This is a genomic window from Haloarcula sp. DT43, assembly GCF_037078405.1.
Taxonomy (GTDB): Archaea; Halobacteriota; Halobacteria; order Halobacteriales; family Haloarculaceae; genus Haloarcula; species Haloarcula brevis.
Map to the genome: position 1 here is coordinate 385,646 of NZ_JAYMGZ010000003.1, position 12,807 is coordinate 398,452.

A 12,807-nucleotide genomic window follows, 5' to 3' on the forward strand; every position below is an offset into this window, starting at 1 on the left:
AGGAAAACTGCCACTACGAGTTCTGTGCTGCCGGTCGGTGTCGGGAGTCGCTCACGTGATGGCGTCACACAGTGACCGGCTCACGGCGACGCCGTCACGATGCCGCCGCGTGTTCGTCGGCATAACAACCACACTCGCTTGCGCCCCAAATGCGCTCGCTCCCCCATCGCTTCGGCACTGGAATAACAGTGGTAACATTGTGATTTCCACGAAATGACATACGGAAAACACGTCTTGTTTGCCGAACGTTCCCATCGCGCTCTCGACCCCGTTCTCACCGTCCGCGGTGCCGTCTCAGTCGGATTGGAGCGCCCGCACGCCCCGTCGAGCGGCCGGCGGCGCTGCCCGGGCGAGCGCCGTCGCGTGCCAGTAGCCCGCGACGCTTCTGTCGAGTGCGGAGGCCGGGATCTCCGCTCGGTGCTGGGACAGATGGCGGTCCGCACCCATGACTTCGTAGCCGGCGTCGACTAGGACCGGCCTGACTAGTTCCGGCCGGGCATTCGATTCGAGGGCCGCCGTGAGCGCGTTGTACGCGGTGCGTCGAATGTCCCGGACCGCCGCGGCGTTCGTCGGGCGGGCGAGTTCTCCGGCCTCCCGACGCGTCCCGATGCGTTCGAGCGCCCGGAACCGAGCGAGCCGCCCGGCCGCGTCGACGACGGCGCTCGCCGGCCCGATAGCCTCCGTGAGACTGCTGGGACCGCTCTCGACCTCCCAGCGGAGGTCGTCGAGGACCATCCGCCCCGGTGTGCGGTCGCCGGCCGTCCCTTCCGGCGGCAGGTCCGCCCGCCGGTCCCGGACGGCCGCGAGCAACGTCTCCGCCCCGTCGGTCAGTACCGATTCCAGCGTCCCGGCATCGGCCGGGAGCGCGGCCGCGAACTGCGACTTTAGGTGGCGAGCGTCGTCGAGGTACGCCTGTGCCGACTCGGCCCGCTCGCCCCACTCGGCCACCGCCAGCAACTCCGAGCCCGCTCTGGGCGTGCCGTCCGTCTCGTTGGCCCGCTGGAGTGCGGTTTCGATGCGGGCGTGGACCAGCGCCGCGCGCACCGGGTCGGTCCCGACGTACTCGTGTGCCTCCATAGCTTCCCGGGCCGCCAACACGGTCCGGCTGTGCTCTTCCCGGAAGGGGGCGTCGGTGCGGCCGCTGTCGACGACGCTCCAGCCCGCAGCGGCGTAGCGGGCGTGTTCACGCGCCGACCGGAGTTCTCGAAGCGCCACCAACTCCGTTCGGGCCGTCCGCGCGTCGTCGAGGCCGTCCGAGGCGGTGCTGGCGGCGTCGGTCAGGTGCTGGCGAATGTGGCCGTTCGGAATCTCGTCGGGGCCAAGCGGTGTCGGCAGCGTCGATAGGAGCGAGCGGACCCGCTCGCGCGCGGCCCCGAAGTGGCTCGCCGCGACGTCGACCGGGACCGACGGGGGAACCGGTGACTCCAACTCCCCGTCGGGGCGGATGTCGGGCAAGTCGTAGGCGTCGATAGTCGGCTCGCTCCCGGTGCTGCCGATACTGCCACAGCCGGCGATGGCACTGGCTCCGGCCAGCGCGAGCATCCCGCGCCGGGTTATCCCTCCGCTTTCCCCGCCCGTTCCGGACGTCTCGTCGGTCATGCCCGCTCACCACCGGACCGGCGGGCACTGCGCTGTCCCGACCCGCCGCCACCTTCGCTCTCGGCACCGATTCGCGGTCCGTCGCAGCCGCTGCCCCCGATAGAGGAGGAGAAACTGGTGACCCCGTCGGCGTCGAGCGCCTGGGGAATGCGGATGAACCACACCGCATACACCGTCTCGCCCGCCGTACAGCGTTCGTCGTAGGGACGGCTCACCCGGCCGTAGTCGGTCGAAATCCTGTCGGGCGACCACTGGACTCTACAGAGCGACAGTCGGAAACACTCCTCGATACGCACGTTCTGGATGTATATCGTCTCCGTATCGAAGTCGGTCTCGTCGAGGAAACTCTCGATTGCCTGACGGTCCACGGTTTCGGCGACGCCGAGCCGGTCCGCTTTCGCCGCGGTGTCGATAATTTCGGACTGCAGTCGGTCTCTGTGTCGGATTTCGGTCGGCCGCCCGTCGTCGTCGAGCCAGACCGGTCTCCGGTCGGCGTCGACGCGGGCGACGACCGTCTCCGGGTCGGTCATCGAACCGGCTCCCGGGGCGGCCGCGTCGTCACTTTCTGTCGGGGTGCGTGTCGAGCCGGTGCCGCCCTCGAACAGCCCGTTACAGCCGGCAAACAGCGTCGCCAGCCCGCAGGCGCTGTGGAGGAGGGCACGTCGGGTAGAGGGGACCATCGTGCAATTTCCCGCTTGCGTTGTCAGATATAAAACCCTCGTGGTAGACTGGCAACGGCCGGGTCGTGCCGGACGTCCGGAACGCTGCATCGATGTCGACAGCCTGCACCGGCTACTGAACATATAACTGCGATTGCGAAACTACACCTCTATATTGGGAATTTTTAACTCCATAATTCGCATATCTGGTAGTAACTATCTCGGATGCAGCTCTCGCCCGGTGAGCTGACCGCCCGGTATCAACGGACGCGGAGCCGCAACACAACGGCTAAACCGGGCCGCCGCGTTCCGGCGGTAATGGGGTCGGCGCAGTCCAAAGTCGGACGGCTAATCGAGACGTACGGTCTGGAGTCGATGGGTGCGGAACTGGAACGGGCGTGGCTCGGGGCCGGGCAGGAACGCCAGAGCCTCCGTGACCTGGCCGACCGGTTCAACCGAGCCCTGCTCGTGGCCGCGATACGCGACGCGGGGATGGACGTGGTCGACGGCGAGCCGGCGAACTTCTATCGGCTCCTGACGGCCGAGGACGTCAGCGCGGGGAAGCGGGTCGAAGCCAGGAACCGGCTCGAACGGGCCGGTATCGACGTCGAGCGGCTGGAAAACGAGTTCGTCACCTACCAGGCGATTCGCTACTACCTGACGGAGGTTCGCGGGGCGAGCTACGACCCCGACCGCGGGTCCGAGCAGGTCGAGCGGGAGCGTGGCACCATCGACCGTCTCCGCAGCCGGGTCGAGACCATCGTCCGGGACACGGTCGACCGACTGCAGGCCGCCGACACGCTCACCGTCGGCGACTACCGCGTGTTCGTCAGCATCGACATCCGGTGTCAGGACTGCGGGACGCGCCACAGCATCAGCGACCTCCTCGACCGCGGCGGCTGTAACTGCCGGTAGCGTTCCGGGTCAGATATCGGTAATCCGGGTGTACTCTTCGGGGAGCGCCTGCGCGTCCTCCGGGAGCAACGCGACGACGAGGTAGGTCGGGAACTCCGCGAAGTACTCGACGAGGGCGGCGATGCGCTCCGCGTCGATTGCCTCCAGCGAGTCCAGTAGCATGAACGGGACCTCCTCGTACACGTCGTGGACGAGGTAGCCGGCGAGCGCGAACACGAGGCCGGTCACCTCGCGCTCGCTCTCGCTCAGATGGCCGACCGTGTCCTCGTACACCGTCCCACCGTCGGTGCTCCTGACGACGTGGAGGGTGAACGTCGACCCCGTGATGCCGTCGTCGCCGCCGACGACCGGACCGTCGGGCGTGTCGGTCCGCTCGAGCCAGATGCGCTCGACGTTGCCATAGCCCAGCACGTCGAGGAGGTCGTCCATCTTCTCGTTGAACTGGTCGGTCGCCTCGGCTTCGAGGCGGTCGATGCGCGACCGGAGGTCTAGCAGTTCCTCGACGACTGCCTCCCGCTGGGCGGCTAGTTCGTCGTTCCGGCGGATTTCCGACTCGACCTCGGCGATTTCTTCGCTCACGCCGTCCCGCTCCGATTCGAGGCGGTCCAGTTTCAGTTCCAGTTCGTTCGCCTCCGTGTGGAGGTCGAGCACTTGGTCGAACTCCTCCGTCCGGAGTGCCGTGACTCGGTCTTCGAGTTCTTGGACGCGGGCCGAGAGGTTGTCGCGTCGCTCCCGGAGGTCCGCGACGTCCGACTGCCGGCGCTCGATTTCGGCGTCGACCTCCGCAATCGTTTCCGTGAGTTCCCGTGTTCGCGCGCGCGTCTGTTCGATGTCATCACGCTGGTCGGTCAGCGATTCGAGTTCGGCCTCGATGTCGCCGATTTCCGCGACCGTCTCCTCCAGGTGGTCGCGCATGCTCCCGAGCGTCGACTCGATGCGCTCGGACTTCACCCGGGAGCCACAGGTCCAGCAGGTCGTCTTCGACCCCTGGTAGAGCTGGTCAGTGATGTCGCCCACGCTCTCGGGCTTCGCGTCGATGGCCTTCGCTATCGCCCGGTGTTCGCCGGCCAGCAGTTCCTCGTTGAACCCGATGACGTTCTCGAGCCGCGTCGTGTACTCCGAGAGTTCCCGCTTTCGCTCCCGGAGCCGTTCGATGTCCACCTCCAGTTCATCGAGGCGCTCGTCCGGCGACTCCGGGAGCCCAGACCGTTCGACGGCGAGGCGGCCGCGTTCGTCCCGCAGCGCCGCGATGCTCTCCTGTTCCGACTGGATGTCGTCGCGCACGCGCTTCAGTTCCGAACGGGTCGCCTGGAGTTCGTCGAGGGCGGTTTCGAGGTCGTCTCTGCTCTCGGTCGCCTGGAAGTCCACGTCCCGCTCGTCTATCCGGTCCTCGACGCGTTGCAGGTCCTTCCGCGTCTCGCTGATTTCCTCGCGGAGGTCCGCCTGTTTCTGTTCGAGGTCGGGGAGCTCCCGCTTGAGCGACGCGATGTGGTCGAGTTCCTCGTCGATTTCCCGCTTTCGTCGCTCGGCCGCGCGTATCTGTCGGTGGATGGCGGCCACGTCGACCGGGCGCATGATGAGTTCCCGGAGGTCGGCACCGCGCTCGACGGCCCGCCTGGCCTCGTTGTCCTCCAGCAGGAACGAGAACAGGTCCGCGACCGTCGGGTCGGCGAGTAGACCGAGCCCCGAGCCAGACACCCCCTCGGCGGTCCTGGTCATCGTCCTGGTGTAGGTCTCGCCCCCCAGCGAGAGTTCGACCTGTCCCTGGTCGGCGTCGCCCTTGACGCTGGCCCACTCGCTCCCGTGGGCGGCCATCAGCGCCTGGAGCAGTGACGTCCGGTTGGTCGCGTTCCGGCCCCGAAGCACCGTCACCCCTGGCGGAATCTCGACTGTCGTCTCGTCGATGCCCCCTATCTTCTCGACGGCGACGGTCGCCACCTCCCCTGATACCGAGAGTGAGCCCATACGTCGGTGTGGGTGAGTGACGGTCATAAGCACTATGACGCGCGTGCCGTCGTCCGGTCACCTCCCCACACCGGCCTTCGCCTACGGCTAACAAACATATGTCTGTTATTTCAACGGACCGGCGGGGCTAGTTACGTGCAGAAACAATCGCGCAAATCCATATATCGGTCACTATCGATAAATAACACGCTCAAACGTGTATCTTTATATGACCCAATCGGTGTAGCTGTCGGTGTCGGTGACCATGACAGAGCAAAACCGGGCCGAGAGCGTCCTTCGCTCTCACGTGACCTCCGTCAAGGAGGACCTGATGACGGGCGTATCGTTCATGATTCCCTTCGTGACTATCGGCGGTATCTTCCTCGCCGTCGCGTACGCGGTGGGAGACACGCAGACGGTTTTCGACAACACCGGGTCGGTCGGGTGGTTCCTCGCCCAGATAGGCGTGGCCGGACTGACGATTATGGTGCCCATCCTGGGCGGCTACATCGCGTACGCCATCGCTGACCGCCCCGGACTCGCGCCGGGCTTCCTGCTGGCGTACATCCTCCAGCAGGGGACCGTCGTTTCGGAGGCGGCGACGGTCATCGGCCTCTCCGGCGGTGAAGCCGGCGCGGGCTATCTCGGCGCAATCGTGGCCGGGCTGCTGGCGGGCTACGTCGCGCGCTTCTTCAAGAACCTCGACGTCCCCGAGTTCATCCAGCCGATGATGCCCGTGTTGCTCATCCCCGTCGCGACGATGGCCGTCCTGACGCCCATCATGCTGTTCGTGCTGGGGGTCCCCGTCGCGCTCGCCAACGAGGGCCTGACCTCTTTCCTGCAGTCGATGCAGGGCGGCCAGGCCATCGTCGTCGGCCTCATCCTCGGCGGGATGATGGCCTTCGACATGGGCGGCCCGGTCAACAAGGTCGCCTACGTGTTCGCGACCGGCCTCATCACCGAGGAAATCTACGCGCCGATGGCCGCGGTGATGATAGGCGGCATGATTCCGCCCATCGGCCTCGCGCTCTCGAACTTCATCGCGCCCCACAAGTACGCGGCCGAGATGTACGAGAACGGGAAAAGCGGCGTCGTGCTCGGTCTGTCGTTCATCACCGAAGGTGCGATTCCGTACGCGGCCGCGGACCCGCTGCGCGTCATTCCTGCTATCGTCGCCGGTAGCGCGGTCGGCGGCGCGACTTCGATGGCCCTCGGCGTCACGATGCCTGCGCCCCACGGCGGCATCTTCGTCGTCCTGCTGTCGAACCGCCCCCTCGCGTTCCTCGGCAGCATCCTGCTCGGCTCGCTCGTTACCGCCGTCGTCGCGACGGTTATCAAGCCGGACTTCGAAGACCGTGTCGACACTGGAGCCGAGGCGAGTAGCGCACAACCGACAACCGACTGATACCAATGACAGACGCAATCACAGCCGACGACATCGACGAGCTGATTCCGGCGGCCCACATCTCGCTGTCCGACCCGCCCGCCGAAAAGGAAGCGTGTATCGAGTACCTGCTCGACCTCGTCGTCGAGAGCGGCAGGGTCGAGGACCGTGAGGCAGCACTCGATGCGCTGCTGGAGCGCGAATCGGAGACCACGACCGGCGTCGGCATGGGCATCGGCATCCCCCACGCGAAGACCGACGCCGTGACCCGCCCGTCGCTCGCGTTCGGCCGCTCCGAGGCGGGCGTCGACTTCGGCTCCATGGACGGCGAGCCGGCGACGCTCATCTTCATGATTCTCGTCCCGGAGTCGGGCGGCGAGGAGCACCTCGACATCCTCAGTTCCCTCTCGCGGGCCCTAATGCACGACGATGTCAGGGACCGGCTCCACGAGGCGACCGACGAGGCTACCGTCCAGAACGTGCTCCGGGAGGCCATCGCATGACGGTCGAACGCACCGTGACGATTGTCCCGGAAGCGGGTCTGCACGCCCGCCCGGCCTCGGTGTTCGTCCAGGCCGTCAACGACCACGACGCCGAGGTCTCGGCCGGGCGTCCGGACGGGGACCTCGTCCAGGCGGCGAGCATGATTGCCGTCACCAGCCTCGGCGTCGGACAGGGCGACGACATCAAACTGGTCGCCGACGGCCCGGACGCCGAGGCCGTGCTCGACGAACTGGAGCGGATACTGACGACGCCGGAGGCGGAACTGGACGATGGCTGAACGCACGCTCGACGGGACCGGCGCGACGCCGCGCTCCGGCGTCGGGTCGGTCGTCTGGTACGGCCGGGACATCTCGCTTCCGGACCTCGAGGGCGAGGTCGACCCCGACGCGGAGGCCGAGCGGTTCGCCGACGCCGTCGAAACCGCACGCGACGAACTGGAGGCAGAGCGCGAGGCGACTGCCGAGCGCGTCGGCGAAGACGAGGCCGCGGTGTTCGACGCGCACATCCAGTTCCTCGAGGACCCGACCATCGAGGACGCCGTCGAGACGAGCATCGGCGACGGAGCGGACGCGGCCAACGCCGTCGACGCCGCGTTCGGCGAGCACATCGAGCAGTTCGAGGGGATGGACGGCCGGATGGCCGAGCGCGCCGACGACCTCCGCGACGTGCGCGACCGGCTCCTCCGCTTGCTGACCGACGGTGAGCGGGTCGACCTCGGCGACCTGCCCGAGGGCAGCGTCGTCCTCGCTGAGCGGCTGACCCCCAGCGACACGGCACAGCTCGACCCCGAGCGCGTCGCCGGCTTCGCCACGGTCACCGGTGGTCGGACCTCCCACGCGGCGATTTTCGCCCGCTCGCTCGCTCTGCCGGCCGTCGTCGGCGTCGGCGACGCGCTGGAGACCGTCACGGACGGCGACGAGGTCGTCGTCGACGGTGACAGCGGCCAGGTGCTGGTCGGCCCCGACGACGCCGAGCGGGAGGCCGCAGCGACCGGGGCCGGTGCGGCTATCGTCGAGAGGTCCGTCGAGACCACCGACGGGCGACACGTCGAAGTCGCGGCGAACGTCGGCCGGCCGGCCGAACTGGACCCCGCGGCGGAACGGGGTGCCGATGGCGTCGGCCTCTACCGGACCGAGTTCCTCTTTCTCGACCGCGAGGCCTCGCCCTCGGAGGACGAGCAGTACGAGGCCGTCCGCGAGGCGCTCGATACCTTCCCCGACGGGCGCGTCGTCGTCCGGACGCTGGACATTGGCGGCGACAAGCGGATTCCCTATCTCGACCTGCCCGAGGAGGAGAACCCCTTCCTCGGCGAGCGCGGCATCCGCCGCTCGCTCGCCCCCGATTCTGACCTGTTCGCCACGCAGCTCCGCGCGCTCCTGCGTGCCGGTGCGGACGGGGCCGGCGACCTCGCCATCATGTTCCCGCTGGTCGCCACGGTCGAGGAACTCGACGCCGCGCTCGACGCGCTGGACGCGGCGGCGGCCGACCTCGACGACCGGGACGCCGCGGCCGCCGACCCCGAGGTCGGCGTCATGATAGAGACGCCGAGCGCCGTCTTCATGGCCGATGAACTCGCTGCCCGCGTCGACTTCCTCTCTATCGGGACTAACGACCTCACGCAGTACGTCATGGCTGCCGACCGCGAGAACGAGCGCGTCGGCGACCTGCACGACCCGACCCACCCGGGCGTCCTCCGTGCCATCCACCGGACGGTACGGGCGGCCCACGCCGAAGACGCCTGGGTCGGGATGTGCGGCGAGATGGCCGGGGACCCCGACCTGACGGAACTGCTGGTCGGGCTCGGCCTCGACGAACTCAGCATGAGCGCCGTGACGATTCCGGAGGTCAAAACGGCCGTCAGCGACACCGAGTACAGCACCGCGAGCGAGCGCGCGGACCGCGCCCGACTCGCCGCAACGCGCAGTGAAGTCCACCTCACACTAGATTCATGAAACTCGTCGCAGTCACGTCCTGCCCGACCGGCATCGCACACAGCCAGATGGCAGCCGAGAACCTCGAACAGACAGCGGAAGAACTGGGCCACGACATCTCCGTGGAGGTCCAGGGCGCGATGGGCGCGGAGAACGAACTCTCCGAGGCGGACATCGACGCGGCCGACGCCGCTATCATCGCCTCGGACACGTCGGTCAGCCAGGACCGGTTCGAGGGCGTCCCGCTCATCGACGGCACCGTCAAAGACGCCGTCAACGACGCCGAAGGGATGATTGCCGACGCCCTCGAGGCCGCCGACGGCGACGCCCCGACGGCCGAACCCGAGGCTGACAGCTCCGAAACCACGGCTGGGGCGGACCAGCAGCGCCGTCGCGGCGGCGACCGCTCGAAGAGCCTCGTCGCGCGTCTGAAGCGACTGTTCAGTTGAAGCCGTCCCACACGGTACCCGACGCCGGACCGAACACGGCCTTCGCAGCCGAGCAGACCGCCGCGGTCCCGGCTAGCTTACCGGTCCTCGGCCGAGCGGCCGGGCGCGCCATCGGCCGCCGGGGCGAGGAGGTAGCCGAAGGCCGTCGGTCCCGACTCCGGACCGACTTTCAATTCTAGCGTCTGCCGCTCCTCGGCGACGCCGAACTCGGGGAAGTACTCGGTCGTCGTCGTCCGAACGTCGCTGGTGCCGAGCGGATGGACGCCGAGCAGGGTCGGGCCGTCCTCACCGCGGGTCGCCCGCACCGTCCCCGAGTCCTCGACAGTGATGGCGACCTCCGGATGGAAGTGGAGTCGGGAGACGCTGGGCTCGGTCTCCGTGTCGGGCCCCCGGAGTTCGTCCCGGACTAGCCACCAGTCGTCGCTGGCGAGCACCGTCCTGCCGTGCCGATACGACGCCGGTGCGGCGGCGGCTGTCTCGTAGTCCCCCCTGAAAAGGGCCGGGTCCGCCCCCTCGTAGTCGGCCGTCGGTTCCGTCCGCGCCCCCATCAGGTACTTCCCGCCGATTTCGATGGGCTCCGTCTCGCCGACCTGGACGGTGTTGTGGCCGGCGACGCTCCTGGCGTACTGCCGCCGCTCGTTGTCGGCGTAATCGTACACGCCGGTGTCCGTGAGCACGCGCTGGTCGCCGACCCAGAGCAGGACGCTCAGCATGTCGTTGTGGGAGTGCCCGGGCAGGTGGGACGGTCCCACCGGGCCGCCGTCTACCAAGAGTCGACCGTGGTCGGTGTCGAGCCAGTAGTACCCCGTCTCGCCACCCATCGAACTGTGTGACGGGACCGGCCGGTCGTCGTCGGTGAATCCGACGGCTCCGGCGTATCCCAGGCAGTCCGCCAGCGGGAGCGACTGCCCGAACACGGCGTCGTTGTACAGCGGGAGCCGGCCGTCCGGCGGCGAGATGTATCGCAGGTACGCCACGGCCTGTTTCGTCATCGCCGTCAGCCAGGTCGGGGCCGTCCGATCGCTGGCCGCCAGTAGCGAACACGCCGTCACGTACCGCGTCGTCACAATCGCGTGGTACATCGGCGACCGCTCGTAGTGGCCGCCGTCGGGGAGGAACTGCCTGGCTCCGGTGCGGCCGAGAATCGAGCGTCCCGTGGAAAACCAGGATTCGTCGGTGTCCGGGAACAGCAACCCGGCCATGAGCAGTGCGAGCCCGTTCTCGACGAGGTGGTTCCCGCCGACGTCGCCCTCCACATGGTTGGCGAGGAAGAGGGCGTTCCGGTATATCTCCCCGGCGAGCGCCTCGGTAAGACCCTCGGGAACGCCGTCGTGTGTGCCCCCGGTTCGCCACGCCAGATACCGCGCCAGCGTCTGCAACCGGAGCGACACCGCCCATGGTGTCCAGGCGTTGCGAAGGTAGCCAGGCCGACCGATATCGACGCTCTCGGTCCACTCCCGGACCCACTGGTCGAACACCTCGACGACCTCCTCGGGGGCTGCCCGTGGGTCTTTGTACCCCAGCATCGCCCACCGGAGCGGTTCGAACGCGTACAGTTTCAGCGACCAGAGCAGCGGATAGCCGTTGGCCCCGTGGTCGTACCAGTCCGGGTGGGCCGGCGAATCGAACTGGACCGTCCCGTTGAGGAACGTCACCTCGCCGTCGGCCGCCCGTCGGCTCCGCCGCTGGAACGACTGGACGGTCGAGTCGGAGAGTTCCCCCCGAAGCACGTCGAGGTCCGCTTCGAGCGGGCCCGTCGCGACCAAGAGCCGCTCGGGAACCGCGTCGTCGTACCGCCCGTCGAAGTCGACCGGGAGCCGGGCGAGCCCGGTGTTACGGGCCGTCCGTTCGGCCATCCCGAGAACCTGGGCCGGCTCCAACCGCGTGAGCGTGTGCCCGTACAGCCTGGCGCCCGCCGGAAGCATTCGCGTCGGCTCAGTCATCGTCGGGACTCGGGGTCGCGCGTGGTGTCTGCCGCTCGCTCGCCGTCAGCGCCCGGAGTTCTTTGCCCAGTTGGTCCGCGATGACCCCGCGGTCGTATTCCCCGGACACGAGACGGTGTCCGTCCCGACCCATCGACGTACGCTGCCCGGGGTTTTCGAGGAGGGTGTCGATTGCCGCCGCGATGTGCTTCGGGTCGGCCTCTGTGTGTATGCCCGCCTCGGTTTCGGTGACGAACCGTTCGATTTCTCCGCGCCCGGTGACCACAACCGGCAACGAGCACGCGAGGTACTCGTAGAGTTTCGTGGGCATCGCGTAGTCGAGTTCCGGACTGTCCTTTATCGGTGCCAGGCCGACGGTCGCGTCGTTGAGAATCTCCGGGACCCGCTCGCGGTCGACCAGTCCGACGAACTCGACGCTGTCTTCGAGGTCGAGTCGCTCCGTCACCGTTTCGAGTCGGGACACCTCGTCCCCGTCGCCGACCAGCCGGAGCTCGGCGTCCTCGCTCGACACGTGTTGCATCGCCCGGATGCACGGTTCGAGTGCCTGGGCGCTCCCGATGTTCCCCGTGTACACGATTCGGTCGTCCGCGTCGCTATCCCTGGCTTCCGGCGTGAACCGGTCGGTGTCGACGCCGTTAGGGATAACACGCACCCGGTCACGGAGTTCGCCGCCGTACGCGTCGGCGACGGCGTCGCCGAGCGTCTCCGTCGTCACGGTAATCCGGTCGGCGGCGTGTAACGCGACCGACTGGAACGCACGTCCGGCTTTCACCAGCGGGCTGTCCGCTGCGATATATCCCAGGGCAATCGAGTTCTCGATCCACAGGTCGCGTACGTCGACGACCCACGGCTTCCCGATGGCGACGGCCACGAGCCCTGGAATCCCCGTGGTAATCGGCGGGGTCGAGGTCATGACGACGTCGTACTGCCGGTAGTTCACGACCAGCCAGAGCACCGCGTGAAGGGCAAAGAAGAGGTAGTACGGCAGTCGCCGGAGCAGCGAGGGGTTCTCCGTCTGTGGTTGCCACGTCCACAGGCGATGGACCACCACTCCGTCGTCGTGCTCCGTCCGCTTGCGCTCCCACGTCCGCTCGAAGTTCCCCGGCGGATAACACGGGGACGGTGCCAGGACTGTCGCGCCGATGTCGTCGTCGAGGTTGACGGCCGTGTCGTGGATTCTCGACGCGTTACCCCCTTTTTCGGGCGGGTACCGCTGGGAGACGATGACGCAGTCAGTCGTCATCGGACACCCACGTGTGTGCCACAACGGTCCTTCCCGGACGATTCTCACACGACGGTGACGCGTCGGTTGGCCTGTCGCTGTGCATTGGATTGTTCCATCGTATCCCTGACAGGGACATTAGTATGCGTCTGATACTCCACCGGCGGCTCACGGACCGGTCCGTTATGCGTTCTCTTGCCCCCGAGGCCATCTCACGACGGCCGCGTGCCCCGGACCGTGCGTCCGTTTCCAGCGGC

Annotated in this window: 11 protein-coding genes; 6 read left to right on the forward strand and 5 right to left on the reverse strand. The window is 67.7% G+C overall.

The window, feature by feature from the left end; translation table 11 throughout:
• Positions 1-294 precede the first annotated feature (294 nt).
• A complete protein-coding gene (locus tag VI123_RS13620; protein ID WP_336338608.1) occupies positions 295-1,599 on the reverse strand; it encodes a hypothetical protein in 1,305 nt (434 codons plus the stop codon).
• Complete coding sequence (locus VI123_RS13625; RefSeq protein WP_336338609.1) at positions 1,596-2,279, reverse strand: hypothetical protein; 684 nt, start codon at positions 2,277-2,279, stop codon at positions 1,596-1,598. Before VI123_RS13625 ends, VI123_RS13620 begins: the two co-directional genes overlap by 4 nt.
• A 297-nt stretch (positions 2,280-2,576) precedes the next feature.
• Between VI123_RS13625 and rdfA the strand changes: the two genes are divergently transcribed.
• Positions 2,577-3,173, forward strand: coding sequence for a rod-determining factor RdfA (gene rdfA, locus VI123_RS13630; RefSeq protein WP_336338610.1), 597 nt, complete (start codon positions 2,577-2,579; stop codon positions 3,171-3,173).
• A 9-nt stretch (positions 3,174-3,182) separates the two neighbouring features.
• On the opposite strand, the gene VI123_RS13635 is transcribed toward rdfA, so the two are convergent.
• Positions 3,183-5,138: an archaea-specific SMC-related protein gene (locus VI123_RS13635; RefSeq protein ID WP_336338611.1), complete on the reverse strand. Its 1,956-nt coding sequence runs from the start codon at positions 5,136-5,138 to the stop codon at positions 3,183-3,185.
• 244 nt (positions 5,139-5,382) lie between these two features.
• Here VI123_RS13635 and VI123_RS13640 point away from each other — a divergent pair, with 244 nt between their 5' ends.
• From VI123_RS13640 to VI123_RS13660, 5 genes are read left to right on the forward strand one after another with little or no spacing between them, the layout of a single operon-like run.
• Entirely contained in the window at positions 5,383-6,522 is a 1,140-nt protein-coding gene (locus tag VI123_RS13640) for a PTS fructose transporter subunit IIC (RefSeq protein WP_336338612.1), read from the forward strand.
• A gap of 5 nt (positions 6,523-6,527) precedes the next feature.
• Positions 6,528-7,004, forward strand: a complete 477-nt coding sequence (locus VI123_RS13645) for a PTS sugar transporter subunit IIA (protein ID WP_336338613.1) — start codon at positions 6,528-6,530, stop codon at positions 7,002-7,004.
• Complete coding sequence (locus tag VI123_RS13650) at positions 7,001-7,282, forward strand: HPr family phosphocarrier protein (protein ID WP_336338614.1); 282 nt, start codon at positions 7,001-7,003, stop codon at positions 7,280-7,282. The genes VI123_RS13645 and VI123_RS13650 overlap by 4 nt, the downstream gene beginning before the upstream one ends.
• Complete coding sequence (ptsP, locus tag VI123_RS13655) at positions 7,275-8,957, forward strand: phosphoenolpyruvate--protein phosphotransferase (protein WP_336338615.1); 1,683 nt, start codon at positions 7,275-7,277, stop codon at positions 8,955-8,957. The genes VI123_RS13650 and ptsP overlap by 8 nt, the downstream gene beginning before the upstream one ends.
• Positions 8,954-9,385, forward strand: a complete 432-nt coding sequence (locus VI123_RS13660; protein ID WP_336338616.1) for a PTS fructose transporter subunit IIB — start codon at positions 8,954-8,956, stop codon at positions 9,383-9,385. Before ptsP ends, VI123_RS13660 begins: the two co-directional genes overlap by 4 nt.
• A gap of 77 nt (positions 9,386-9,462) precedes the next feature.
• Here VI123_RS13660 and VI123_RS13665 read toward each other — a convergent pair whose 3' ends face one another.
• Complete coding sequence (locus tag VI123_RS13665; protein ID WP_336338617.1) at positions 9,463-11,328, reverse strand: heparinase II/III family protein; 1,866 nt, start codon at positions 11,326-11,328, stop codon at positions 9,463-9,465.
• On the reverse strand, positions 11,321-12,571 hold the full coding sequence (locus VI123_RS13670) for a glycosyltransferase family 4 protein (protein ID WP_336338618.1): 1,251 nt from the start codon (positions 12,569-12,571) through the stop codon (positions 11,321-11,323). Before VI123_RS13670 ends, VI123_RS13665 begins: the two co-directional genes overlap by 8 nt.
• Between the last annotated feature and the right edge of the window lie 236 nt (positions 12,572-12,807).